Origin of the sequence: Bordetella genomosp. 5 (assembly GCF_002261315.1) — a bacterium.
In the GTDB taxonomy this organism is placed as follows: domain Bacteria; phylum Pseudomonadota; class Gammaproteobacteria; order Burkholderiales; family Burkholderiaceae_B; genus Bordetella.
Genome location: NZ_NEVP01000006.1, coordinates 210139 through 235282, shown reverse-complemented (window position 1 = coordinate 235282; position 25144 = coordinate 210139). Strand labels below are relative to the sequence as shown.

Sequence of the window (25144 nt, the reverse complement as noted above, 5' to 3'; positions counted from 1 at the left end):
TTGGAAGCCCATCATGAGTGACACCCAGACCCTGCCGACGCCGGCCGACATCCAGGCCCGCCTGCTGCGCGGCCCCTACCACCAGTGGCTCGGCCTCGAAGTCCAGGCCGTGCGCGAAGGCGAGATCGAGCTCACGGCGCGCTGGCGCGAAGAGTGGGTCGTGAACGCGGAGAAGCGCTACACCCACGGCGGCATCCTGGCCGCGCTGGTCGATCTGACCGCCGATTGGGCACTGGTCTCGCAGACCGGCCGCGGCGTGCCCACGATCGACCTGCGCGTCGACTACCACCGCCCCGCCGGCCCGGGCGATCTGCGCGCCCACGGCAAGGTCATCAAGTTCGGCGGCCAGGTCTCCGTGGCCGAGGCACAGATCTTCGATGCGGACGGCAAGCTCGTGGCCAGCGGCCGCGGCGTGTACGCCACGCCGCGCGCGTAAGCGGGAGCCGGCATGCCCGCCCTCGATACCCCCGCGGCCGACATCCGCAATCTGGGCGCGCTCGCCGGCGCGCCCGGCCTGGCCGATGGCGACGCCATCGCGCTGATCGGGCTGGACGCCAGCGGTGCGGCCGTGGCGGTGAGTCACGACGAGTTCGCCGCGCAGGCCGAGGGCGTGGCGCAAGGGCTACGTGCGCGCGGCTACGCGCCGGGCGAACGCATCGCCGTGCTCGCCGCCAATTCCACCCGCTATCTGGCCACGCTGTGCGGCATCATGCGCGCCGGCCTGATCGCGGTACCGGTCAATTTCAAGTTCCCGCCCGCCTTGATCGCCTACGTGATCGGCGACAGCGGCGCGCGCCTGGTGTTCCATGACGGCGCACGAGCCGACGCGGTGCCCGCGGGCGTGGCGGCCCAGCCGCTGGACGACGCCTCCTGGGACGCGTTTCTCGCGCCCGGTTCGCAGCCGCCGTGGACACCCGGTCCCGAGGACGTGGCGCTCATGCTGTACACCTCGGGCTCCACCGGCAAGCCCAAGGGTGTGCGTCTGTCGCACGCCGGGCAGCTCTGGACGGTACGCACCCGGCAGGCGGCAACGCCGCTGGACCGCGAGCGCACGCTGATCGCGGCGCCGCTCTACCACATGAACGCGCTGGCCCTTGCCTTCCTGGTGCTGGGCTGCCGCGCCACGGCGGTGCTGTTGCCGCAGTTCGACGCGCGGCTCTACATCGAGGCGATCGCGCGCTGGCAGGCCACCTGGCTCACGGCCGTGCCGCCGATGATCGCAATGATGCTGCGCGAGCACGCGCTCCTGGCCGCCACCGATCTCTCTTCCGTGGGCGTGATCCGGATGGGATCCGCGCCGGTCAGTGCCAGCCTGCTGGCGCAGATCCGCGCGCTGTTTCCCAATGCCCGCGTCATCAACGCCTATGGCACGACCGAAGGCGGTCCGGTGGTATTCGGCCCGCATCCGCTAGGCTTGCCCACCCCGCCGCTGGCCGTCGGTTACCCCCACCCGGCGGTGGACATCCGTCTGGCGCAGGGGCCGGACGACGCGCCGGACACCGGAATCCTGGAGCTGCGCAGTCCGGGTCTGATGCTGGGCTATCACGCCCGCCCCGACCTGGTCTTGCCCATTTCGGCCGATGGCTTCTACCGCACCGGCGACGTGTTTACGCGCGACGCCAATGGCTTCTACACCTTCGTGGGCCGGCGCGACGACATGTTTGTCTGCGGCGGCGAGAACATCTATCCCGGCGAGGTCGAACGCATGCTCGAGGCACATCCCGACGTGCAACAGGCCTGCGTGGTGCCGGTGGAGGACGACATCAAGGGCGCCAAGCCCGTCGCCTACATCGTGCCGCGCGCCGGCGCCACGCCCGACGCCGAGCAGATCAAACAGTACGCGCTGGCGCACGCCCCGGCGTATCAGCACCCTCGCCACGTCTGGTTCCTGCCGGCATTGCCGCTGGCCGGCACCAACAAGATCGACCGCGGCGCCCTGCTGCGCGACGCGGCGGCACGCGTGCACGCAGCCGCCACGCCCTGAACATCCATAACGACACGACAGACACAGGAGTTTTCCATGCACCATCCCCAACGACCCCTCGCGCGTCTGGCTCTGGCGCTTGCGCTCGCGCTCGGCGGCACGACGGCCCATGCCGCCGACGAGTTCACCGTCGCGCTCGCGATTCCGCCTGCCGTGCACGACGGCGCGCCTTACGCCGCCGCCGAAGCCCTGGGATTCTTCAAGGAAGAAAACCTGGACGTGAAGACCATCGTGTTCCAGGGCGCGGGCGCGCTGCTGCCGCAGGTGGCGAACAAGCGCGTGACCGTGGGCTACCCGACGTCGGAACCCGTCATCTCGAGCACGTTCGCGGGCAAGGACCCCTTGCCGCTCAAGTACTTCTACAACGGCGTGCCGGCGACCACCATGGAGTTCGCCGTGCTGGCCGACGGACCCATCAAGACGCTGGGCGACCTCAACGGCAAGAAGATCGGCGTGGGCGCCCTGACCTGGGGCACCATCCCCGGCGGCCGGGCCGCACTGCGCACCGCCGGCCTCACGCCTGGCAGGGATGTGGACTTCGTCGCCGTGGGTGCGCTGGCCGCGGGCTTCCAGGCTTTGCGCAACCATCAGGTCGACGCGCTGAATTTCAACAGTAGCTGGAACGACATGTTGGAAATGTCCGGCACCCAGATCCGCCGCGTGGCCTATCCCGCGGTGTTCGGCGAAACCGCCGGCAACGGCTTCATCGCGCACGTCGACACCCTGCGCGACAATCCGCAACTGCTCGAGCGCTTCGCGCGGGCCTACACCAAGGGCCAGCTGGCGTGCGAAGCCAATCCGACCTTCTGCGTCCAGGCCTTCTGGAAGGCCAATCCGCAGGCCAGGCCCGAGGGTGACCAGGCCCGCGCCCTGCAGGACGCCACCACCCTGCTGTCGCGCCGTCTGCAGCGCGTGCTGCACACGCCGTCGGGCGAAGCGCGCGTGCCGGGCCAGTACGATCTGAGCGCCATCCGCGCCGGCATCAAGGCGATGGCCGACGCGGGCGAGTATCCCAGCGCCGACGTGCCCGTCGAGAAGCTCTTCACCAACGACCTGCTGCCGCGCATCAACGACTTCGACGCGAACGCCGTGCGCGCCAAGGCGAAGGCCCAGCCATGAGCCAGGACGTCCTGACCCACCCGGCGACGGCTCCGTGCGGCCGCCCGGCGCTGCGCGTGGAGCCGGCCGATGCGCTGGTCGACGTGCGTCGACGCATCGTCGCCAGCGGCCTGCCCGCGGGCCGCGTCAGCCTGCAATCGCGCCTGCGACACCCGGACGGCAGCGAATGGCAGGCCAACGCCGAGTTCGAGGTCGGCGCCGACGGCGTGCTCGACCTGGACGCCATGGCGCCCGTCGCCGGCGACTGGGATGCCATGGACCCGATGGCCGTGGTCTGGGCGCTGCGCCGCACCGCCGCGCCCGTCACGCCATCGCTCAGCGACGAGACCCGCGCCCTCAGCGTCGATCTCACCCTGCATTGGCCCGGCGCATCGTTGCAGACGCAGCTGGTGCAACGCTTCGAGGCGGAAGGTGTGATCCGCCGCGAGCTCGACGGCCCGCTGTCCGGCACGCGTTACACCCCGGCCGGCCCCGGCCCGCACCCGGTCATCGTGGTGTTCAACGGCTCGGGTGGCGGCGTGGCGCGGCAACGCGCGGCGCTCTACGCCGCCCGCGGCTACGAGGCCGTCGCGCTCGGCTATTTCAAGTCGCCCGGCCGCCCGGACCACATCTCCGACACGCCGCTGGAGTACTTCGAAGCGGCGCTCGACTGGGTTCATGCCGAGCTCGAGCCCGCGCGCGGCTTCGTGGCGCTGACGGGCCAGTCACGCGGTGGCGAACTGTCGCTGCTGCTGGGCGCGCGCTTTCCGCAACGGGTGAGCGCCGTGATCGCCTATGTGCCCAGCGCTGTCGTGCACGGCACGCTGCGCGCGGGCCGCGCCGGCCAGCCGCCCGGCGAGCCGGCCTGGACCTGGCGCGGCGAGCCGCTCGCCAGCGTCTGGGACGGCAACCCGCTGGCCGACTGGTCCGCCTTCGAGGCCCGCGACGCCGGCACCGCGCCGGTGCGCCAGGCACCGTCGTTCGTCAGCGCGCAGCGCCACGCGCCCAGCGTCGCGGCCGCCCGCATCCCGGTCGAACGGATCTCCGGGCCCGTCATGCTGGTCTCGGGCACCGACGACGGCTTCTGGCCTTCGTCCTTCTACGCCAGCGAAATCGCCTACACGCTGTACCGTCACGAACACGCCTGGCCCGTGGAACACGTGCGCTGCGAGGGCGCGGGACACGCCATCGGCATTCCCAACCTGCCCGCCACGCTGATCGCCAAACCGCACCCGGTCGCCGGCGTGGTGCTCGATGGAGGCGGCACCGCGCGGCTCAATGCCGAGGCCAACCGGGCCTCGTGGGCGGCGGTGCAACGCTTTCTGCGCGAGGCGAGCGCATGACGCAGGACCTCCGACTTGACGGCGTGCGGCTGAGCTACCCCACCCGCCGCGGCGAGATCGAGGCGCTCGGCCCGATCGACCTGACCCTGTCCCAGGGCGAGTTCGTGGCCGTGCTGGGCCCCTCGGGTTGCGGCAAGTCCACGCTGGCCAAGCTCGCCGCCGGCCTGCTTGCCTCCACGGCCGGCACGCTCACCCTCGCGGGCGAAGAGATCGTCGGGCCCAGCCGCCGCACCGGCATGGTGTTCCAGAAGCCCAACCTGCTGCCCTGGCGCACCGTCAGCCAGAACGTGCTGCTGCCCGCCGCCACGCTCGGCCTGGACCCCGCCCTGGCACGCGAACGGGCCCAGGCGCTGCTCGCCCTGGTGGGCCTGGACCGCTATGCCTCGAACTATCCGCACGAACTCTCGGGCGGCATGCAGCAGCGCGTGGGCATCGCCCGCATGCTGCTGGCCGATCCCGAGCTGCTGTTGATGGACGAACCGTTCGCCGCGCTGGATGCCCTCACGCGCGAGGCGCTCACGCTGGAGTTGCAACGCATCTGGAGTCAGCAGCGCAAGTCGGTGCTGTTCATCACGCACAGCATCCCGGAGGCCGTGTTCCTGGCCGACCGCGTCATCGTGCTGTCGCCGCGGCCGGGGCGCATCGTCGAGGACTATCGTCCCGCGCTGAGCCGGCCGCGCACCCCCGACACCCTGGGCCAGGCCGACTTCAACGCGGCCTGCCATCACCTGCGACGTCATTTTACGAACCATGCCTGACCTGCCCCGTTCCACCGCCAAACCGGTCCGCCCGCGCGCTCCATCGCGGCCACTGCTGCCCGCCCCGGTCTATCCACTGATCAGCCTTGCCGTTCTGATCGGTCTGTGGCAAGCGGCCATCGTGCTGTTCGAAATTCCCGACTACCTGCTGCCGCGCCCGGGTGCGGTGTTCGATGCGCTGGTCCAGGGTTTCGCGACCGGCTCGCTGTGGCCGCATATCGGCGCCACGCTCGCCGAAGCCCTCACGGGCTACGGCCTGGGCTGCGGCCTCGCCATTCTGTTCGGCGCGCTGCTGGCCGAGTCGCGCACCTTCGAACGCTTCTGCTATCCGGTCTTTCTGGGCCTGCAGGCCATGCCCAAGGTGGCGCTCGGCCCCATCATCCTGGTGTGGTTCGGTTTCGGCATGGCATCCAAGGTCGTGCTGGTGGCGCTGGTGTGCTTCTTTCCGTTGTTCGTGAACACGGTCAATGGCATCAAGCGCACCGATCCCGAGCTGCTGGACGCCTGCCGTGCCTTCTGCGCGAGTCGCGCGTACCTGCTGCTGCACGTGAAGCTGCCTGCCGCGGCGGGCGATATCTTCTCGGGCCTGCAGATCGGCGTATCGCTGGCGCTGATCGGCGCGGTGGTCGGCGAGTTCCTGTCGGCGCAGCGCGGCCTGGGCTACCTGATCGCATCGGCCTCGGTCAGCATGAGTCTGGCCACCATGTTCGCCGGGGTTGCCCTGCTCGCGGTCATCGGCCTCACGGGCTCGCTGCTGATGCGGCGCCTGCATCGCCGTGTGGTGTTCTGGGAAGGCGCCGCGCGCGGCGAGCGCGTGTAGCCGGGCCGGCCGCCGATGCGCCGGGAGTGTGACGTGCGTCGAACGCCTCGCCACACCCCGGCCCTGCCCGCCTACACCGCCAGGCGCAGGTGGCGAATCTGGATCAGCGGCGGCGGCGACGGCGGCACGGCCGGCGTGCGCTTGAAAATCACGTCCAGCACGCGCGACTCGATCCGTGCAAACTCGGGGTGCCCGCGCACCCGCGGCCGCGCGAGCGGCACGCGTTCGTCGAACACCACCTTGCCCTCGTCGATCACCAGGATCCGGTCGGCCAGCGCGACGGCCTCGGCCACATCGTGTGTCACCAGCACCGCGGTGAACCCGTCGCGTTGCCACAGCCCTTCGATGAGCTGCTGCATTTCGATGCGTGTGAGCGCGTCCAGGGCGCCCAGCGGCTCATCCAGCAGCAGCAGGCCCGGGCGGTGCACCAGCGCTCGCGCCAGCGCCACGCGCTGACGCTGGCCACCCGAGAGCGCGGCGGGCCAGTCGCCGGCCCGGCTCGCCAGGCCCACCTCGCGCAGTACCTCGCGCGCTTGCGGCGCCCGCCAGGCCGGCAGGCCCAGCGCGACATTGGCCAGCACCGATTGCCACGGCAGCAGACGAGCCTCCTGGAACATCAGCCGCACGCGCGGATCCGCGCCGGTCACGGGCACGCCGTCGAGTCGCAGCGCGCCGCGCATGTCGGCGGTTTCGAGGCCCGCCAAAAGCCGTAGCAGCGTGCTCTTGCCGCAACCGCTGCGGCCTACCACCGCCACGAACTCGCCGGCCCGCACCGACAAGGTGATGTCGTCGAGCACGCCCCGCGTGCCGTAGTGTTTGGACAGCTGCGCGAGCTGCACCGACACCGGCAGCGGGGCGGCGCGCGTGCCGCCCCCCTGGGGCTCGTCGTGGCGGCGCGCCTCGCCTTCCTCCAGATACCGCAAGAGTTCGAACTCGTTGAGATTCAGGAACATGACGGCGCTCCGCGGAAGGCCCGGCCGCGCGCTCAGCGCGTCGCCTCCAGGCGTTGTTGATAGTCGGTCTTGACGAAACCGGCGAAGGATTTTTCGGTCACCTCGAGAAATTCGCGCGACTGATAAGCCGCGGCGATGTCGCGCACGAACGGCTTGTCTTTGTCGGAGGTCCGGACGGCCACCAGGTTCTGATAGGTCGGCGTGGTGTTCTCGAGCGCCAGCGCCGACGTGAGCTTCAGGCCAGAGGCGATCGCGAAGTTGCCGTTCACGAACGAGTAGTCGGTGTCGTCCAGCGAACGGGGCAGCTGCGCGGCCTCGAGCGGCACGATCCTGATCTTCTTCGGATTCTCGACCACGTCCTTTTCGGAGGCGGTCAGCGGGTCATAGCCCGGCTTGAGCTTGATCCACTTGAGCTCCTCGAGTACCACCAGCGCGCGCGCCTGGTTGGTCGGGTCGTTAGGCACCGCGACCGAGATGCCGTCGGGCGCGGCGTCCACGCTCTTGTACTTCTTGCTGTAGATCGCGATCGGGGCGGTGGGCACCTTGACCAGTTCGGTGAGCTGCAGATTGTTCTTGGTCGAGAAGTTTTTCAGGTACACGATGTGCTGAAACGCATTGGCGTCGAGCGCCCCCTGCGCCAGCGCGAAGTTCGGCTGCACGTAGTCGTTGAACTCCAAGATGCGCACCTTGTAGCCCTGCTTCTCCAGAATGGGCTTGATGCCCAGCTTGATCTGGTCGCTGTAGGGCCCGGCGGTGGCGCCGAACACGATTTCCTTCTTGTCGGGATCCGCGGCCAGCGCGGCACCGGTGATCCCGGTGGCCAGCACCAGCGCCATGGCCAGCTTGCTTGCGTATGTCATGCGTTTTCCTCGATGTGCCTTGCCGTGGGAAGGAGGAGATGCACCGGCGCGTTCAGCGCTTGTCGATGCGGCGGGCCACGGTCGTCCCCGCGAACTGAATGATCTGCACCAGCACGACCAGGATGGCCACGGTCAGCACCATCACGTCGGTCTGGAAGCGGTAGTAGCCATAGCGAATGGCCAGGTCGCCGATGCCGCCGCCGCCCACGACGCCGGCCACCGCCGAATACGACAGGAAACTGACCGCCAGCACCGTGAGTGCCAGCACCAGCCCAGAGCGCGCTTCCACCAGCAGCACCCGGCGCACGATCTGCAGCTCCGACGCGCCGGCCGCATGCGCGGCCTCGATCACGCCGCGCGGCACCTCGCGCAGGCACTGCTCGACCAGGCGGGCGAAGTACGGAATCGCGGCAAAGGACAGCGGCACCGCGGCCGCCACCGGCCCGATCGAGGTGCCGGCGATCACCCGGGTGAACGGCACCAGCGCCACCAGCAGGATGATGAACGGGAAGGAGCGCACGGTATTGACCGTCCAGCTCAGCACCCCGTGCAGCACCGGCCGGTCGAGCGACTGGCCGGGCCCGGTCAGAAAAACCAGGATGCCGAGCGGCCCGCCGAGCAGGACGGACGCCGCCAGCGCGATCGCCAGCATCAGAAAGGTCTGGCCCACGGCAACCGTCAGTTCGGGCCAGAGTTCGACGAAGGTATTCCACATATCAGGCCACCGCCTCGTAGGGATTGTCGGCCTCGCGCACGAGCTCGCGCCCGAGCGAGGAATGCAGCGCCACATCGCGGCCCGCGATCTCGGCCTGCTCGATCACGCGGCCGTCCTCGAGCACCGCCACGTGGCGGCACAGCGCCCGCACCACCGCGAGCTCATGCGTCACGATCACGATGGTCACGCCGAGCCGCTGATTGATGTCGCGCAGCGTGCCCAGCAGCGAGCGCGTGGTCTCGGTATCGAGCGCCGAGGTCGGCTCGTCGCACAACAGCACCGAGGGCTCGCTCGCCAGCGCACGGGCGATCGCGACGCGCTGCTTCTGTCCGCCCGAGAGCTGGGCCGGATGGCTTGCGAGCTTGTCCGTCAGGCCCACCACCTCGAGGCAGGTATGGACTCGCTCGCGCAGGGCCGCGCGGCCAATGCCGCCATGCACGCGCAACGGAAAGGCGACGTTCTCGAACACGTTCTCGTTCTGCAGCAGATTGAACTGCTGGAAGATCATGCCGATGCCCTGGCGCGCCGCGCGCAGATCGCGCTTGGACAGACGCGTGAGCTCGGCCCCGGCGACATGGACGCTGCCGTGATCGGGCCGCTCGAGCAGATTGATCAGCCGCAGCAGCGTGGACTTGCCGGCGCCGCTCTTGCCGATCAGGCCGAAGGTGTCGCCCGCGCGGATCGACAGCGAAACGCCGCGCACCGCGTCGTGGCGCGCGCCCTTGATCTGAAACGACTTGCTGACATCGTCGAGCCGGATCAACGGTACCGGCACCGCGCTCACGGTGGCGGCGGGATGGGAATGGGCAGTCATGGATGGCCTGTGAGAAGGATTCAGCTGTAAGGGCCCGGCACGGGCAGGCTGCCGTCGAGGGCATGGCGGCCGAGGTCGCGCACCTTGTAGACCACGGGATCGTGCAACGTGTGCACGCGCGCGTTGCGCCAGAAGCGGTCGTAGCCGTAGCGTGCGGAGGTGGAGCGCGCGCCGGTCACCTCGAAGAGCTCGGTGCCGATGGCGAGCGCGGCGCGATGGGCCCAGACCTTGGCCTCGGCGCCCGCGATGGCGAGCTCGCCACGCAGGCTCGCCGTGACCGCGTCGCCCTGCGCGAAGGCGTCGTCCAGCCGCTCCGCCGCCACGTCGGCCAGCGCCTCCGCGGCACGGACACGCAGGCGGAACTCGCCCAGCCGCTCCTGCACATAGGGGTCGTCGGCCTGGCGCTCGGCGCCGCTGTCGAACCACGGGCGCGCCTCCTCGCGCACGAAGCGCACCGCCTCGGCGTTGGCGCCGCGCGCCAGGCCCAGATAGAGATTGGTCATGATGAGCTGCGCCACCTGCGAACGCACCGTGGCGCGCGGCGTGGGCGGCGCATCGGGCCATTGCAGCACCTGGATCGGCTCCAGCGGCAAGGCATCGAAGCGCACCGTGCCGCTGTCGGTCTGGCGCTGTCCGAATGCATCCCAGTCGCCCTCGACCGTGATTGCGGCATCGTCGGTCGGCACGGCCGCGATGAGCGCCTGGCCGCTGGGCTCGTGCCAGGCCGAGATCGTGAGCAGATCCGAGCCCACCGAACCCGACGCAAAGCTCTTGGTGCCCGAGACGATGAAGCCTTCACCGTGACGACGGGCCACCGTGCGGCGATCCAGCGGATTGAGCGCGTTGCCCCAGAACAGGGAGCGCGCCACCGTGGGCCGCAGAAAATAGTCGTGCTGCGCCGGCGTGCCGTACAGCAGGACGCCCGCGACCTGCAGATGATGAAAGCCGAACAGATGCGCCAGCGCGCTGTCGGCCTCGGCGAGCCGGCGCACTGCGCGCAGCACCACCGACCAGGGTGCGCCGGCGCCCCCCTGCTCGCGCGGCACGGACAGGGTCAGGAGGCCGCTGGCACGGATGCGTTCGCGCTCTTCGCGCGCATGGCCGCCCGCCCGGTCGCGCGCCACGGCGGTGGCGGCCAGGGCTTGCGCCAAGGTTTCCACCGTGGCGGCGACGTCGGGCACGCGGCCCACGTCGCGCGCGCCGGTCATGGTGTCGAACTCGATTTTTTCCATGTATAGAGACTCTGTCAGTGTCATGGCGCAGGTCGTGGCGGGTACAGGTCGGGCCGCGGAGCGCGCGGCGTCAGGCCGCCCGATAGGCGGGGTTCCAGCGCAGCAGCCGTCGCTCGAGGCCCCGTGCCACCAAATCCGCGCCCTTGCCCAGCAAGGCGTAGAGCACGATGCCCAGCAGCACGATGTCGGTCTGCAGGAACTCGCGGGCGTTCATGGTCATGTAGCCGATGCCCGATCGCGCGGAGATCGTCTCCGTCACGATCAGAATGACCCACACCAGCCCGAGCGAGAACCGCAGGCCCACCAGCATGGAGGGCAATGCGCCGGGCAGGATCACCTGCCGGAACAGGGCCCAGCCGCGCAGCCCGTACGAGCGGCCCATCTCGATGAGCGCGGGGTCGACCGCACGCAGGCCGTGCAACGTGTTGATGTACATCGGAAAGAACACGCCGAGCGCCAACAGCACCAGCTTGGCCATCTCGTCGATGCCGAACCACAGGATCACGAGCGGGATCAGCGCCAGCACCGGAATGTTGCGCAGCATCTGCAGCGTGGTGTCGAGCAGCGTTTCGGCGGTGCGCGACAGGCCGTTGAGCAGGCCGAGCGCCAGGCCCGCCCCCGCGCCCACCGCCAGCCCCACCAGTGCGCGCAAGGCGCTCACCCGCACGTGCTCCCACAGCTCGCCCGAGCGCGCGAGTGTCCAGGCGGCCTCCAGCACCGCGCCAGGCGCGGGCAGGATGCGCGACGACAGCCAGCCCAGCCGCGCGGCCGCTTCCCACAGCAGCACGATGCCCAGCGGCACCAGCCAGGGCAAGGCGGCACGCCGCCAATGAGGATTCCGGATCGCGAGCGCCATGGCCGAGTGTCCTCAGCCCGCCGCGCGCCGCGGCACGGTTTCGGTACCCATGACTTCGCCGAAGGGCCCCGTCAGGACGCCCTGCGCCTGCGCCCGCTGCCCCTTGCCGGGCAGGAGCGGAAACACGAGCTCGGCGAAACGGTACGACTCTTCCAGATGCGGATAGCCGGAGAAGATGAAGGTCTCGATGCCCAGATCGGCGTATTCCTGGATGCGCGCGGCGACCGTGCGCGGATCGCCCACCAGCGCCGTGCCGGCGCCCCCGCGCACCAGGCCCACGCCGGCCCACAGATTGGGCGCCACTTCGAGATGCGCGCGTCCACCCTTGCCGTCGTCGAGGCGGCCGCCGTGCAGCGCGGCCATGCGGCGCTGACCTTCGGAGTCCATGCGGCCGAAGGCCTGCTGCGCGGCTTGCACGGTGCTGTCGTCCAGATGGCTGATCAGCGCATCGGCGGCGGCCCAGGCGGCCTCTTCGGTCTCGCGCACGATCACATGCAGGCGGATGCCGAAGCGCAGCGTGCGGCCATGGCGCGCGGCGCGCGCGCGGATGTCGGCAATCTTGGCGGCCACGGCGGCGGGAGGTTCGCCCCAGGTCAGGTACACGTCGACCTGTTCGGCCGCGAGGTCGTGCGCCGCTTCGGACGAGCCGCCGAAGTACAGCGGCGGATACGGGCGCTGCGTGGGCGGATACAGCACCTTGCCGTCGCGCGCGGTGAGCTGGTCGCCCTGATACGTGTAGCCCACGCCGTCGTGGCTCGCCGACAGGACACCGCGCCAGATCTTCAGATAGTCGTCGGTGATGGCATAACGCTCGTCATGGCTGGCGAAGATGCCGTCGCCCTCGAGCTCGGCCGCGTCGCCGCCGGTCACCACATTCACGAGCAGACGGCCGCCGGACAGGCGGTCGAACGTGGCCGCCATGCGCGCGGCGGACTGCGGCGAGCTCACGCCGGGCCGGATCGCCACCAGGAACTTGAGCTGGCGCGTGGCGCCGATCAGGCTCGATGCCACCACCCAGGCGTCCTCGCAGGATCGGCCGGTCGGCAGCAGCACGCCATCGTAGCCGAGCGTGTCGGCGGCCGTCGCGACCTGGCGGAAGTAGTCGTAGCTGGCCTCGCGGGCGCCGGTGCGGGTACCCAGATACCGGGAGTCGCCATGCGTGGGAATGAACCAGAACACATCCATATCGAGCCAACCGCCTATTTCAGGGTCGCGGGCGCCGCATCGAGCACCGTGACGGGTTTGGGAATGAGCTTGAGCGCATGGAACGCGTCGGCCACCTGCTGCTGCTCGGCGAGCACCTCGCGCGTGATGGGTACGATGCCGTAGGCGAGACGACTGGCGGCCAGCTCGACCACCGGACGCGGCAGTCCGAGCACCGGCTCCAGCAACGCCACGGCTTCGGTCTGGTGCTCGCGCGCCCAGGCGTCGCCCTTGCGGATTTCGTCGATGACCGCATCGATCACCGCGCCATGCTTTTCCTGGAACGGCTTCGCCGCCAGGAAGAATTGATAGTTCTTCACCACGCCCGTGCCGTCGGCCAGCACGCGCGCGCCCAGCTGCCGCTCGGCGGCCGCCTGGAACGGATCCCAGATCACCCAGGCGTCGATCGAGCCCCGCTCGAAGGCCGCGCGCGCATCCGAGGGCGTGAGATAGGCGACATCGACGTCCCGATAGGCCACGCCCGCCTGCTCGAGCAGCCTGACCAGCAGGTAATGCACGTTGGAGCCCTTGTTGAGCGCCACGCGTTTGCCTTTGAGGTCGGCCACGCGCTGGATCGGCGAGTCCTTCGGCACGAGCAGCGCTTCGCTGGTCGGCGCGGCGGGCTCGTTGGCCACGTACACGAGCGCCGCGCCGGCGGCCTGCGCGAAGATCGGCGGCGCCTCGCCCACGGTGCCGAAGTCGATCGCCCCGACATTGAGCCCCTCGAGCAACTGCGGACCCGCCGGGAACTCCGTCCACCGCACCTTGATGCCCTGCTCCGCCAGACGCTTGTCCAGCGTGCCCAGCGCCTTCACGATGGTGAGCGTGCCGTACTTCTGGAAGCCGATGCGCAGCTCGCGCGGCGCTTCCTGCGCCTGCGCGGCGCCCGAGCCCGTGAGCCCGAGGCTGAATATCAAGGCGCACTGCCGCAGCCACGCCAGCCGCGACCCTTTTCGAACGTACCCTTCCATATTCCACTCTCCCGTGATGACGCGGCCCCTGCCGCTCAAACGCTGAAGCGGGCCTGCAATGCCAGCTGGCCCAGGTCGACGGCCGGCGCATGCGGGCGCACGTGCTCGGCAAGCCGGTCCACCCCTTCGTCGAGCCGCAGCCGCACGAGCTCGTCGATGCGTGCCTGGCCGTCTTCGTCGTACGTCACTTCCTTGTCGGTGGCATAGACGCCGGCCAGGATGTGTCGCGCGCCCAGCGCCGACAACACGGGCTTGAGGCTGTACTCGAGCGCCAGCAGATGCGCCGGGCTGCCGCCCGTGGCGATCGGCAGCACCACCTTGCCGATCAGCGCTTTCTCGTCGAGCAGGTCCAGCACGGCCTTGAGTCCGCCGGCGAACGAGGCCTTGTAGACCGGCGTGGCAATGAGCACGGCGCTGGCCGCGTGCACCCGCGCCCGCAACGACGCGGCCGCGGCACCGGCGTAGCGCCCTTCGATCAGATCCTCGGCCGGAATGTCATGCAGGCCGAGTTCGTGCGTTTTGAATCCCAGGCCCTGGAGACGGCGTGAGGCATGGCGCAGGAGCGCCGACGAGCGGGAGCGTTGCGACGGGCTGCCCGCCAAGGTCAATATCGTCATGGTCCGGTCGGCGTCCTGTCGTCAGAATGCGGGCACCAGCGAGCCCTTGAACTCGTTCTGGATGAAGGTGCGCACTTCGGGCGATTGATACGCGGCCACCAGCTTCTTGACCCAGGGCTGTTCCTGGTCCTGGCGGCGTACGGCGATGAGATTGGCGTAGGGGCCGTCGGGCGCCTCGCGGCCGATGGCGTCGCGGGCGGGCACGAGACCGGCCTGTTCGGCGTAATCGTTGTTGATCGAGGCCGCCGTCAGGTCGTCGAGCGAACGCGGCAACTGCGCCGCATCGAGCGCCACCAGCTTGAGCTTGCGCGGGTTCTGCACGACATCGAGCGGCGTCGCAGTGTTCTTTTGCACGGCCTCGGGCTTGAGCGTGATCAGCTTGTACGACTGCAGCAGCAGCAAGGCGCGGTTGCCGTTCGAGGGATCGTTCTGAATCCCGACGGTCGCGCCCTCGGGCAGCGCGTCCAGCGTCTTGACCTTGCGCGAGTAGAAGCCCAGCGGCGCGGTGACCGTCAGGCCCACCGGCACGATGTCGAAGCCACGGGCCTTGATCTGGTTGTCGAGAAACGGTTTGTGCTGAAACGCGTTGGCGTCGAGGTCACCGTTGTTGAGCGCGGCGTTGGGCAGCTGATAGTCGTTGAACTTGATCAGCTCGATCTCGAGCCCGTCGCGCGCGGCGACCTGCTTCACGACATCGAAGATCTTTTCGGCCGAGCCTACCGAGATGCCAACCGTGATGGTCGTCTTGCCATCCTTGGTCTGCGCCGCCTGTGCCGCCGGGCCCGCGAACGCGGCCATCGTCAGCAGCGCCGTGCCGGCCAGTGCCTGGCGCAGGGCCAGCTTCAGAAATCCGCGTCGAACCTGCATGAATCGTTCCTTGAGTGAAGAATGGAGCGATTCTGTCAGGCAGCCGATACGCCGAAAAATACTTGATCCGCATGACGATATGCGGACCGTGAAGCGCCGCGGCCAGGCCGCCGCGGCTGGACGGATCAGGGGGGAATGGTGGGCAGCTCAGCCGCCCCTGATCCTCCAAACCAACACGCTCGGCCAATTTCGAAGTTTCGATAATTGCGATTTTTCGGGAATGTATCTACGCTCTGATCCATGGTCTCCCGTAAATCTGTCTCCCCCCGTTCTACGTCTCCCGCCACCGCCAAAGGGAAGGAGCCGCACGACGCCTACGCGCCGCTGCCGGTGGTTTCCCTGGAAACCGCGGTTCTGGCCCTGATGGAAGCGCCGATGCCCGCCTATGTCCCAACCCCCAAGAACAAGCGCGCCGCCCCGGCGCCCGGCGCGCTTGGCGAGGCCAGCGCGCCCACTCGAGAACGCACCGTGCGCCTGCGCCAGCCTGGCGGCACAGACCGGCGCTTCAGCCTCAAGGCCCTGACGGCGCCCGACGATACCAGCGCGGTGATCTTCGAGCTGCGGCCATTGTCCGATCGCCCGCTGCCGGGTAACCGCCCGAGCATGCTGTCGACCCAGCAAGCCGCTGATTACCTCAATGTCAGCCGCCCCTACGTCATCAAGCTGGTCGACCAAGGGGCGTTTAAAGGCGTGCAGCGCACGGCTGCCAATCACCGTCGGATTCCCTTAGCGGAAGTCGAGAAAATGGCGCGCAAGATGCATGATTCACGCAACGACGCACTGCACAGGATCGAGGAGCTCGCCGCCGACACACATGCCGACGAGCTCAAGGCAGCGCTCGCCACGCCGGCTCGGCGCTGGATTCGGAAGCCCTGATGGCCCGGTCGGGGCGCGGGCCGTCGCCATATGTGCTGATGCCTGATGAACGGCCCGTCGCGTTCCTCGATGCGAATGTTCTATTGCCTACGCATCTGCGTGCCGTCTTCCTGGACCTGGCTCATGCCGGGCTGATGCGCGTCCATTGGGGACCCCGGGTTCTTGAAGAGCTTAGACACAACCTCGAGAAGCGTTTCGGTCTCAGCGCTGCGCGCGCCGACACGCTGTTACTGAGCCTCGCTGATGCTTTTCCCGATGCACTGGTCTCACATCGCCCCGGGGTTGAGCGCAGGCTCACCGAGGAGGGGATGATCGACGCCAAGGATTGCCACGTCGCTGCGGGCGCGTTACGGCTGAGCAGGTCAAGAAACCGTGTGCAGCGAGTCGCGTTGGTCACTCAAAACATCAAGGATCTTCCACCCCGTGCGTTCGCGGGAACCGCCGTTCACAGTCTGCGGCCGGATACTTTTCTCGTTGCAGTGCTCAATGCGCATCCTGTCGCAGCTACCATCCTGCACGACATGATCAAACGATTCAGGAAGCCGCCGCTCGACCAGGCCGCATTCCTTACCGTGCTCGACAACGCGAGATGCAGCCGCTTTGCAGAGGCACTCGCTAACGCCTGGGGCTACACCGCAGCGCATTGACGCGCGCCACGGTGTCTGGGTGGTCGCGCCTTCAGCCGGCCTGCTTGCGCCACGCGGTGTAGGTGAGGTCGGGCGTGTCGGACGCCACCAGCACGTTGCGTTCGACGTCGATCATGGCGTAGCCCTGGGCGGCGGCCGCGTGGGCCACGCCGCGGGCGAGGGACTGCAAGGCCTCGCCTTCGCCTTGCACGGCGAGCACCAGCGCGCCCTCATCGGCGCGCACCTCGATCGACAGACCGGGCATCTCGATGTGCGCGGTTTCGGCCAGCGTATCGCTGTCGTCTTCGTCGAGGTCGATCTCGCCGCCGGTCTGGTCGGCGTCGTCCGTTTCGTCCCAATCCAGCGACGGGAACAGGGCCTCCGCGAGGTCGGCGTAGTCGTCGACGGTGGCGTCGAGATCTTCCTGCAGGGTGGCGAGCGACTTAGGCGGGTACAGCGTTTTGACCAGCACGAATTCCTGGCTCATGGGCGATGCTCCGAAACGGTTGGCGATGCGTGGGCATCGGGTGACTGGAGCATAACCCGCCCGTGCACCGCGCACGCGCCAGACTCAGGCGTCTTTCCGCGCCCGTGCATCGAAGGCCGCGCGCGAGCCTTCGATGGTGTTCAGATTCTGCTGAGCCCACACCCACACGCCGCAGAAGGCTTCGCCGAGCCCGAGGCCGAGGTCGGTCAGCTGATACTCGACCTTGGGCGGCACCACCGGATAGACCGTGCGCAGCACCAGACCTTCGCGCTCCATGTCGCGCAGCGTCTGCGTCAGCATCTTCTGGCTGATTCCGCTCACTTGGCGCGCCAGTTGCGTGAACCGCAGCGCGCCGTGCTCGGCGAGCACTTCGAGGATGATCATCGTCCACTTGTCGGCGACGCGTGCGATCACGTCGTTGACGAGCGCCTGCACGCGCGGATCCGGCTTGTGCTCCTGTGCCAGCTTGCGTTGCACCTCGAGGTGCCGGGCCTTGTCGATCGGCATTTTCCTGCCTCCATCGCTGGGCGACTGCCGCCCACCATTGGCCGCTTCCGGGCACGACGCCCGGGAGAGCCGCTTTACTCTCTTTCAGGTAAGTATAGTACTTAAAGGTGCCTACTTCCCATTAGAGAGTGTAGAACCCTAAGCTGGCGGCCATCGTGCAACTCCCCCTCGTCGAGGGTCTCGCTCATGTCCTCCTCCTCATCGTCGTCCGCTTCCCCTGCCCCGCGTCTCGTCGAACGCATCCTTGCGATCGAACCGCCCGAACGCTTTGCCGTCGCGGCCGGCATGGCCATGTTCTTCCTGCTGTTCACGGCCTACTTCATGCTGCGCCCCGTGCGCGAAACCATGGGCGTCGCCGCCGGCGTCAACAATCTGCAGTGGTTGTTCTCGGCCACCTTCGTGGCGACGCTGGCCGTGCTGCCGCTGTTCGGCTGGCTGGCGGGCAAGGTGTCGCGCCGCACCTTGCTGCCCTGGCTCTACGGCGCCTGCGCACTGATGCTGGCGGGCTTTGCCGCGCTGTTCACCGTCGCGCCCGATTCGCTCTGGACCATGCGAGCCTTCTATATCTGGCTGTCGGTGTTCAACCTGCTCGCGATCTCCTTGGCCTGGAGCGTGCTGGCCGACGTGCTCGCCGCCGACCAGGCCAAGCGCACGTTCGCGCTGGTCGCCGCGGGTGCGAGCGTGGGCGGACTGGCCGGACCGGTGCTCGGCACCCTGCTGGTCGGCCCGCTCGGACACGCGGGCCTGCTGCTGCTGTCGGCCCTGATGCTGGGTGCCAGCGCGGTCTGCGCGGTGGCCCTGCATCGATGGCGCGACGCCCACCCCCTGCCGGCCCTGCCCGACGGCAGGCCCGCGCCCGAGACGGCGCGCCGCAGCCGGCCCCTGGGCGGCAACCCGTTCGCGGGCGCCACCCTGACGCTGCGCTCGCCGTATCTGCTCGGCATCACCGCCTTCGTGCTGCTGCTCGCCAGCGTCAACACCTTTCTCTATTTCGAACAGGCCCGGCTGGTGGCCGAGCACTTCCCGGATCGCACTACCCAGACCCAGGTGTTCGGCACGATCGACGCCGTGGTGCAGGCGCTCTCGCTGCTGGTGCAGGCCCTGATCACCGGGCGCCTGGCGCGGCGGATGGGGATCGGCGTTCTGCTGGTATCGGTGCCGCTCGTGATGGCGCTCGGCATGCTGGCGCTCGCCGTCGCCCCGCTGTTCGCGATCTTCGTGGCCGTGATGGTGGTGCGCCGCGTGGGCGAGTACGCGCTGGTGCGGCCGGGCCGCGAGATGCTCTACACGGTCGTGCCCGCCGAACAAAAGTACAAGGCCAAGAGTTTCATCGACACCGTCGTGTATCGGGCCGGCGACGCGCTGAGCGGCTGGCTCAAGCGCGCCATCGACGTTCTGAGCGAGAGCCCCGCCGTGGCGATGGTGGTCGGCGCGCTGCTGGCGCTGGCCTGGGGCTGCTGCGGGGTGTTTCTCGGCCGCCGCGAGCGTGCGCTCGAAGCCGACCGCACGCCGGCCTGAAGGCCCCTCAACTCGTGTCCCTGGCGCCGCGAGCACGTCGAGGCGCCTTCCTACCCCCGTCCTGGAGACTCGCATGACCTTCTCTCCCTCGCTTGCATCCCCCTCTCTGCCCCACGACACCTGGACCGCCCGCTTCGCCGCAATGCCGCGCGGCATGCTGGCGGCCGCCACCTTGCTGGCCGCCAGCCTGTTCGGCGCCGAGGCCCACAGCGCGGCGCCGGCACGTGACACGGCCGCCTCGTCCGCCCCCTCCGAGGGCACGGCGCTGCGCCCCACCGGCAACACCATCCTCATCACCGGCGGTGGCTCCGGCATCGGCCGCGAGCTCGCGCAACGCTTCCATGCCCTCGGCAACACGGTCATCATCACGGGACGACGGCTCGAACCGCTGCGCGAGACCATCGGCGATCGCGACCGGATGGTAGCGCTCACGCTCGACCTCGATGATCCGCAGGCGATCGACGCGTTTGCACGGCGCGTCGTGGCGGAGCATCCGGCGCTCAATGTCCTGATCAACAACGCCGGCATCATGCGCTACGAGGACGTGGGCAGCCAGCACGACCTGCGCGACGCGCAGGCGCAGATCACCACCAATCTGCTCGGCCCGATCCGCATGAACAACGCCCTGATCGAACATCTGAAGACGCGTCCGGGCGCGGCGCTGGTAAACGTCTCGTCCGGCCTGGCCTTCGTGCCGCGCGCGGATGCCGCCGTCTACAGCGCCACCAAGGCTGCGGTTCACTCCTACACCCAATCGTTGCGGCAGCAACTAAAGGGCCAGGTGCGGGTGATCGAGCTGATCCCGCCGGGCGTGCAGACCGAACTCACGCCGGGTCAGTCGGTGCGTGAGGGCTTTCTGCCGCTGAACGCCTTCATGGACGAAGTCATGGCGCTGTTCCAGCAGCAGCCCGTGCCCGACGAGATCGTGGTGCAGCGTGCCCACTTCCAGCGCTACGCCGAACGCGAGAATCGCCACGCCGAAGCCTTCGCCCGGATCAACGCGGCCGTGCCGCGCTAACGCAACGAGGGCGCCTCGATGAGGCGCCCTCGTTCATGCCGGCGTCACGTGGGGGCACCGGGAACCGGCTGCCCGCCACGCGCGCGAGGAGAATCCGCTTCAGCCCTTGATGAAGGCCAGCAGGTCGGCGTTGAGCACGTCGGCGTTGATGGTGAGCATGCCGTGCGAATAGCCCTCGTAAACCTTGAGCGTGCCGTTCTTCAGCAGCTTGACGGCCAGACGCGACGCGGCATCGATGGGCACGACCTGGTCGTCGTCGCCATGCATCACCAGCGTGGGCACTTCGATGGCCTTGAGGTCTTCGGTCTGGTCGGTCTCGGAGAAGGCCTTGATGCCTTCGTAGTGCGCCTTGGCGCTGCCGTTCATGCCCTGACGCCACCAGTTCTGAATCACCGGTTCGATGACCTTGGCGCCCGGACGGTTGAAGCCGTAGAACGGGCCGGCGGCCACTTCGTGGAAGAAATCCGCACGATTGGCGGCCAGCGCGGCGCGGAAGCCGTCGAACACCTCCAGCGGCGTGCCGTTGGGGTTGCTGTCGGTCTTGAGCATGAGCGGGGGCACCGCGCTCACCAGCACCGCCTTGGCCACGCGGCCCTGCGGTTGGCCATGCCGGGCCACGTAGCGCGCCACTTCGCCGCCACCGGTCGAGTGACCGATGTGCACGGCATTGCGCAGGTCCAGATGCTCGGCCACGGCGGCCGCGTCGGCGGCGTAGTGGTCCATGTCATGGCCATCGCTCACCTGCGCCGAGCGGCCGTGGCCGCGGCGGTCGTGCGCCACGACACGAAAACCCTTGTTCACGAAGAACAGCATCTGGGCGTCCCAGTCGTCGCTGGACAGCGGCCAACCGTGGTGAAACACAATGGGCTGGGCCGACTTGGGGCCCCAATCTTTGAAGAAAATCTCGACGCCGTCTTTCGTGGTGATCGTGCTCATGGTCTGGTTGCTCCGGGGGGTGTGAGTGGAAGTGGACCGCAAGACAAGATTAGGGAAACCGGCGCCGTCGCGAAATCCTACCGTGGGGTCGGAGCGCCATACCAACGTATGTATAGCAGCGCGGCGATGGCGTGTCATGCACGCGACGATGAAACACCGCGAAAAGAAAACGGGGCTTCGGCAAGCACATGTAACCCGGGCCGGCGTCGTGATTCAGTCGAGCGCGTCGGCCAGACAGCGCGCCATGATGTCGCCGTCGACCGGCTTTTCGAGCCAGGCGCGCGCGCCGCTGGCGAGCATGCGCGATCGGATGGCCTCGGTGGAAAACGCTGTCATGAAGATCATCGGGAAGCGGCAATCGGCGGCGATCAGGGCCGCCTGCAACGCTTCGCCTGTCATGGGCGCCATCTGGATGTCCGACACCAGACAGTCGGGATAGCCTTCGTCGAGACTGGCCAGAAACGCGGGCGCCGACGCATAGGCGCGAACGCGATAGCCGAGCGAACGGATCAGGCTGGACAGCGAGGTGCGGACCCCATCGTCGTCATCGACGATCGCTATCGTGGGAACGTGATTCATATACGAAATCCTTCGGGCCGCGGTCAGCACGAGCGTGCATCGAAACGCGGCAGTCTCCGTTATGAACCTTATTGACCATAAGGAAAATCATACAGAGGTTTGCCGGCGTTCCGGCTCAGCGGGGCGAAATGCCCAGCGCGTGGGCCTGCCGCACCAGATCCGCCAGCGACCGCACACCCATCTTGCGCATGACGTTGCCCCGATGGATCTTCACGGTGATCTCGCTCAGACCGATCAAGCCCGCCACCTGCTTGTTCATGAGCCCCGACACCACGTGGCCCATGACTTCGCGCTCGCGCGCCGTGAGTGTCTCGTAGGCGGCCTTCAGCCCGCGCAGCGCGGCCGATTCGGCGCGCCGCTCGGTGTCGCGCTCGATGGCGGTAGTGACCGCGTCCAGCATGTCCTGCTCGCGGAACGGCTTGGCCAGAAAATCCACCGCCCCCGCCTTCATCGCCTTTACCGTCATGGGGATGTCGCCATGTCCGGTCATGAAGACGATCGGCAGGTCCATGCCATGGGCAGCCAGCTGCGCCTGAAAATCGAGGCCGCTGATGCCCGGCAGACGCACGTCCAGCACGATGCAGCCCGGGGTGTCCGGCATTTTCGATTGCAGCAGCTCGGCCGGCGCGGCGTGCAGTTGCGTGCGCAACCCGACCGAGCGGAACAGGCTGTCGAGCGAATCGCGCACCGGCGCCTCGTCGTCGACGATGATCACGAGCGGCTCGCGGGCGGGCGCGGGCTGGCCCGGCGGCACGGAAGAGAAAGGACGATTCATGCGTGAGCTCCAGCGTGCGCCACGGCCAGCGTGAGATGAAAGACGGCGCCCGGACCGTCGGTGTCGGCGAGCGTGAGCGTGCCGCCATGCGCCTGGATGGTCGTGCGGCAGATGGCCAGGCCCATTCCCATGCCGGTGGGCTTGGTCGTGAAGAAAGGATCGAACAGCCGTTCGCGGTCGGCGGCGGCGATGCCGGGGCCGGTATCGCGCAGCACAATGGCGACCTGGTCCGGCGCCTGCTGTGAGGCGGTGATCGACAGGGCGCGCGGGCCCGGCTGCTCCGCCATCGCCTGACACGCGTTGACCATCAGGTTCACCAGGACCTGCTGCAGCTGGATGCGATCGCCGAGGATCTCCGGCAGGCCGGCCGCGATGTCCAGCCGCAGCTCCACCCGCTCGCGCGAGAGCTCGTGCGCCACCAGGCGGGCGGCCTCTTCGATGATGGCGGCCGGCGCGAGCGCATCGTGCTGCACCGGCGCCTTGCGCAGAAAGGCCTGCACCCGCTTGACGATCTCGGAGGCGCGGCGCGCCTCCGCCCCGATGCGGGCCAGCGCCGTCTCGACCTCGTGCAGGTCGGGCGGATCCCGCCTGAGCCAGCGCATGCCGGCGTCGCTGCTGGTGGCCACTGCCATCAGCGGCTGGTTGACCTCGTGCGCGATCGACGCCGTCAGCTCGCCGAGCGTCGCCACGCGCGCGGCGTGCGCGATCTCGGCCTGGGCCTGCAGCAATGCGTCGTGGGCCTGCTTGCGGTCGGTGTTGTCCACCACGAAGACCAGCACGCAGCCTTCGGGATCGTCGGCCGCGGGATAGGTGATGGTGAACAGCACCGGCACCAGCGTGCCGTCGGCGCGGATCATGTCGGTCTCGCCCTCGTGGAACGGCTCGCCGCGCGCGAAGGCGACGAGCGCGTCGGCGAAGCTGCGATCGCCCGGGCTCAGCACGTCGTCCACGCTGTGCGGCGCGTTGCGCTCGAGACGCCCGGTCATGGCCTCGAACGCCGGATTCACGTCATCGATGCGCACGCAGCAGCGGATGCGCCGCACGTCTTCGGGATGACTGGCGAAGTGGCGCGCGAGCCCATCGGCGTCGGGCGCGAGACGCGCCAGCTCGGCCGGCACGGCGGACCAGTCTTCCTGGACCACGCCGATGCGGCTGGCATCGAACATGCGCCGATAGCGGCGCTCGCTGGCCACCACCGCCGCGTGCGCCGCCTCGCGGTCCGTCACGTCGGTGTGCGTCTCCATGACCGCGAGCGGCCGCCCTTCGGGGCCGTACTGCACGACCCAGCGGCTCGAGAGCGACAGCGTCGCCCCCGCACGCGTGACCTGCCGCAGGGTGCCATCCCAGCGGCCGGTCCGCATCAGCTCGACCTCGATGGCCGCGCGCTGCTCCGCATAGCGGGTCTGGAGCAATTCATCGGCCACGCGGCCGATGGCTTCACGGGCCGGCCAGCCATAGATGTCTTCGGCCGTGCGGTTCCAGAACGTGATCACGCCCTGGCGATCCCGCACGAAGATCATGTCGTGCGACAGGTCGAGCAGGCGCGCCTGGGCCGCGAGGCGACGGGTCGCGCGCTGGTTCTGCAACGCCAGCACGCCCGCGATCGCGATGGCGGCCAGACTCACGAAGGCGCGCACGGTGGGCGCGCCGACATGGCGCAATCCGTGCGAGTCGATGTAGGCCACCAGGGTCAGGAGCAGCGTGCCCAGCGCGGCAAGCCAGATGTCGCGGCCGCGCGCGGTGCGCGCCGCCATCAGCACCACCAGCACGTACAGCACCGCCACCGCCCCTTCGACGGTCGTGAAGGTGTCGACGAGGAAGATGCCCAGCGCCAGCAGGCCGGCACCCACGCGCCAGACGGCGGGAGACGCGCCGGCTTCGACGGGGTCGGCGGCAAACGCACCAGGGATCGGTGTCGGGCGCGATGCCCGCACAGGCGGCGTGGACAAGAAGGCACCTCCAGGAGGCGGGCCGCCGTGGCGGCCCGGGCGCGCTCATTATCAGACATCGCCGGGCCGAACGCACTCGCACCCGAGCATATGGTGGCCTAAACCAAAGTATGACGGCGAAAAACGATGAGCCGATTCATGCCGGCGCGGCGCGCCGATAAGCTGTTTTCCATCGGGCACCCCCCCTCACAGCCCGGTCCGACGGACGGTCGCACCCGCACCGTCTGCCGGCCTCTCCCCTACCCGCATGGAGCTTGTCATGACCGACCTCACGCTTCCCGCCAGCCTGCGCGCCCCGCTGCGCACCCCCACCGACCTGGGCGCAGACGCCAGCGCCGACATCTCCGCCGCGCTGACCACGCTGCTGGCCGACGTGTTCGCGCTGTACCTGAAGACCAAGAATTTCCACTGGCACATGTCGGGCCCGCACTTCCGCGATTACCACCTGCTGCTCGACGAACAGGGCGACGAGATCTACGCCACCACCGACGCCATCGCCGAGCGGGCCCGCAAGGTAGGCGGCACCACGCTGCGCTCGATCGGCCATATTCATCGCCTGCAGCGCCTGCTCGACAACGACGCCGAGTACGTGACGCCGCAGGACATGCTGGCCGAACTCGCGGACGACAATCGCCAGCTCACCGGCTTTCTGCGCGCCACCCACGTGGTCTGCGATGCCCACAACGACGTCGCCACCGCCAGCCTGATCGAAAACTGGATCGACGAAGCCGAGCGCCGCAGCTGGTTCCTGTTCGAATCGACCCGCGCGCCGCGCTGAGCCC

At 68.8% G+C, this 25144-nt stretch carries 27 protein-coding genes; 11 read left to right on the top strand and 16 right to left on the bottom strand.

Annotated features, from left to right (window positions below):
- The first annotated feature begins 13 nt into the window (after nt 1-13).
- The 6 genes from CAL25_RS09910 to CAL25_RS09885 are packed head-to-tail and all read left to right on the top strand — an operon-like array spanning nt 14 to nt 6003.
- Entirely contained in the window at nt 14-436 is a 423-nt protein-coding gene (locus CAL25_RS09910) for a PaaI family thioesterase (protein WP_094799799.1), read from the top strand.
- 12 nt (nt 437-448) lie between these two features.
- Entirely contained in the window at nt 449-1984 is a 1536-nt protein-coding gene (locus tag CAL25_RS09905) for a class I adenylate-forming enzyme family protein (protein WP_094799798.1), read from the top strand.
- Nucleotides 1985-2020: 36 nt separating this feature from the next.
- Complete coding sequence (locus CAL25_RS09900) at nt 2021-3103, top strand: ABC transporter substrate-binding protein (RefSeq protein ID WP_094799797.1); 1083 nt, start codon at nt 2021-2023, stop codon at nt 3101-3103.
- Nucleotides 3100-4425 carry an acyl-CoA thioesterase/bile acid-CoA:amino acid N-acyltransferase family protein gene (locus tag CAL25_RS09895; RefSeq protein ID WP_094799796.1) on the top strand — a complete coding sequence of 442 codons (1326 nt, stop codon included), beginning with the start codon at nt 3100-3102 and terminating at the stop codon, nt 4423-4425. The genes CAL25_RS09900 and CAL25_RS09895 overlap by 4 nt, the downstream gene beginning before the upstream one ends.
- On the top strand, nt 4422-5183 hold the full coding sequence (locus CAL25_RS09890; RefSeq protein ID WP_094799795.1) for an ABC transporter ATP-binding protein: 762 nt from the start codon (nt 4422-4424) through the stop codon (nt 5181-5183). Before CAL25_RS09895 ends, CAL25_RS09890 begins: the two co-directional genes overlap by 4 nt.
- Nucleotides 5176-6003, top strand: coding sequence for an ABC transporter permease (locus CAL25_RS09885; protein WP_094799794.1), 828 nt, complete (start codon nt 5176-5178; stop codon nt 6001-6003). The genes CAL25_RS09890 and CAL25_RS09885 overlap by 8 nt, the downstream gene beginning before the upstream one ends.
- 71 nt (nt 6004-6074) lie before the next feature.
- On the opposite strand, the gene CAL25_RS09880 is transcribed toward CAL25_RS09885, so the two are convergent.
- The 10 genes from CAL25_RS09880 to CAL25_RS09835 all read right to left on the bottom strand — a co-directional run bounded on the left by CAL25_RS09880 (nt 6075) and on the right by CAL25_RS09835 (nt 15022).
- Nucleotides 6075-6956 carry an ATP-binding cassette domain-containing protein gene (locus CAL25_RS09880; protein ID WP_094799793.1) on the bottom strand — a complete coding sequence of 294 codons (882 nt, stop codon included), beginning with the start codon at nt 6954-6956 and terminating at the stop codon, nt 6075-6077.
- A 32-nt stretch (nt 6957-6988) separates the two neighbouring features.
- The gene (locus CAL25_RS09875; protein WP_094799792.1) at nt 6989-7816 is read right to left on the bottom strand and encodes a MetQ/NlpA family ABC transporter substrate-binding protein; all 828 of its coding nucleotides are present in this window, start codon (nt 7814-7816) and stop codon (nt 6989-6991) included.
- Nucleotides 7817-7868: 52 nt separating this feature from the next.
- Nucleotides 7869-8531 (bottom strand): methionine ABC transporter permease, encoded by a 663-nt coding sequence (locus CAL25_RS09870; protein ID WP_094799791.1) that lies wholly within the window; start codon nt 8529-8531, stop codon nt 7869-7871.
- Nucleotide 8532: 1 nt separating this feature from the next.
- Nucleotides 8533-9345 carry a methionine ABC transporter ATP-binding protein gene (locus tag CAL25_RS09865; RefSeq protein ID WP_094799790.1) on the bottom strand — a complete coding sequence of 271 codons (813 nt, stop codon included), beginning with the start codon at nt 9343-9345 and terminating at the stop codon, nt 8533-8535.
- A 20-nt stretch (nt 9346-9365) separates the two neighbouring features.
- Nucleotides 9366-10577 (bottom strand): acyl-CoA dehydrogenase family protein, encoded by a 1212-nt coding sequence (locus CAL25_RS09860; RefSeq protein WP_094799789.1) that lies wholly within the window; start codon nt 10575-10577, stop codon nt 9366-9368.
- Nucleotides 10578-10647: 70 nt separating this feature from the next.
- The gene (gene ssuC / locus CAL25_RS09855) at nt 10648-11433 is read right to left on the bottom strand and encodes an aliphatic sulfonate ABC transporter permease SsuC (protein ID WP_094799788.1); all 786 of its coding nucleotides are present in this window, start codon (nt 11431-11433) and stop codon (nt 10648-10650) included.
- 12 nt (nt 11434-11445) lie between these two features.
- A complete protein-coding gene (gene ssuD, locus CAL25_RS09850; protein ID WP_094799787.1) occupies nt 11446-12618 on the bottom strand; it encodes an FMNH2-dependent alkanesulfonate monooxygenase in 1173 nt (390 codons plus the stop codon).
- A 14-nt stretch (nt 12619-12632) separates the two neighbouring features.
- A complete protein-coding gene (locus CAL25_RS09845; protein WP_094799786.1) occupies nt 12633-13607 on the bottom strand; it encodes a sulfonate ABC transporter substrate-binding protein in 975 nt (324 codons plus the stop codon).
- Nucleotides 13608-13642: 35 nt separating this feature from the next.
- Complete coding sequence (ssuE, locus tag CAL25_RS09840; RefSeq protein WP_094799785.1) at nt 13643-14224, bottom strand: NADPH-dependent FMN reductase; 582 nt, start codon at nt 14222-14224, stop codon at nt 13643-13645.
- Between the two features lie 21 nt (nt 14225-14245).
- Nucleotides 14246-15022 carry a MetQ/NlpA family ABC transporter substrate-binding protein gene (locus tag CAL25_RS09835; protein WP_094800210.1) on the bottom strand — a complete coding sequence of 259 codons (777 nt, stop codon included), beginning with the start codon at nt 15020-15022 and terminating at the stop codon, nt 14246-14248.
- 309 nt (nt 15023-15331) lie between these two features.
- Here CAL25_RS09835 and CAL25_RS09830 point away from each other — a divergent pair, with 309 nt between their 5' ends.
- Together CAL25_RS09830 and CAL25_RS09825 are read left to right on the top strand one after the other, a co-directional pair.
- The gene (locus CAL25_RS09830; protein WP_094799784.1) at nt 15332-15967 is read left to right on the top strand and encodes a helix-turn-helix domain-containing protein; all 636 of its coding nucleotides are present in this window, start codon (nt 15332-15334) and stop codon (nt 15965-15967) included.
- Nucleotides 15967-16614 (top strand): PIN domain-containing protein, encoded by a 648-nt coding sequence (locus CAL25_RS09825; RefSeq protein WP_094799783.1) that lies wholly within the window; start codon nt 15967-15969, stop codon nt 16612-16614. The genes CAL25_RS09830 and CAL25_RS09825 overlap by 1 nt, the downstream gene beginning before the upstream one ends.
- Before the next feature lie 31 nt (nt 16615-16645).
- On the opposite strand, the gene CAL25_RS09820 is transcribed toward CAL25_RS09825, so the two are convergent.
- Entirely contained in the window at nt 16646-17080 is a 435-nt protein-coding gene (locus tag CAL25_RS09820) for a hypothetical protein (protein ID WP_094799782.1), read from the bottom strand.
- 84 nt (nt 17081-17164) lie between these two features.
- Complete coding sequence (locus tag CAL25_RS09815; RefSeq protein ID WP_094799781.1) at nt 17165-17587, bottom strand: winged helix-turn-helix transcriptional regulator; 423 nt, start codon at nt 17585-17587, stop codon at nt 17165-17167.
- A 186-nt stretch (nt 17588-17773) separates the two neighbouring features.
- Here CAL25_RS09815 and CAL25_RS09810 point away from each other — a divergent pair, with 186 nt between their 5' ends.
- Nucleotides 17774-19105, top strand: coding sequence for an NTP/NDP exchange transporter (locus CAL25_RS09810; RefSeq protein ID WP_094799780.1), 1332 nt, complete (start codon nt 17774-17776; stop codon nt 19103-19105).
- A gap of 73 nt (nt 19106-19178) precedes the next feature.
- The gene (locus CAL25_RS09805; RefSeq protein WP_249279013.1) at nt 19179-20123 is read left to right on the top strand and encodes an SDR family oxidoreductase; all 945 of its coding nucleotides are present in this window, start codon (nt 19179-19181) and stop codon (nt 20121-20123) included.
- 99 nt (nt 20124-20222) lie between these two features.
- On the opposite strand, the gene CAL25_RS09800 is transcribed toward CAL25_RS09805, so the two are convergent.
- From CAL25_RS09800 to CAL25_RS09785, 4 genes are all read right to left on the bottom strand, one after another.
- Nucleotides 20223-21059: an alpha/beta fold hydrolase gene (locus CAL25_RS09800; RefSeq protein WP_094799779.1), complete on the bottom strand. Its 837-nt coding sequence runs from the start codon at nt 21057-21059 to the stop codon at nt 20223-20225.
- A 213-nt stretch (nt 21060-21272) separates the two neighbouring features.
- Nucleotides 21273-21638, bottom strand: a complete 366-nt coding sequence (locus tag CAL25_RS09795; RefSeq protein ID WP_094799778.1) for a response regulator transcription factor — start codon at nt 21636-21638, stop codon at nt 21273-21275.
- A gap of 115 nt (nt 21639-21753) precedes the next feature.
- Nucleotides 21754-22413, bottom strand: coding sequence for a response regulator transcription factor (locus CAL25_RS09790; RefSeq protein WP_094799777.1), 660 nt, complete (start codon nt 22411-22413; stop codon nt 21754-21756).
- A complete protein-coding gene (locus CAL25_RS09785) occupies nt 22410-24362 on the bottom strand; it encodes a PAS domain-containing sensor histidine kinase (RefSeq protein ID WP_212590889.1) in 1953 nt (650 codons plus the stop codon). The genes CAL25_RS09790 and CAL25_RS09785 overlap by 4 nt, the downstream gene beginning before the upstream one ends.
- Before the next feature lie 259 nt (nt 24363-24621).
- Here CAL25_RS09785 and CAL25_RS09780 point away from each other — a divergent pair, with 259 nt between their 5' ends.
- Nucleotides 24622-25140, top strand: a complete 519-nt coding sequence (locus tag CAL25_RS09780; protein WP_094799776.1) for a Dps family protein — start codon at nt 24622-24624, stop codon at nt 25138-25140.
- Nucleotides 25141-25144: the final 4 nt, after the last annotated feature.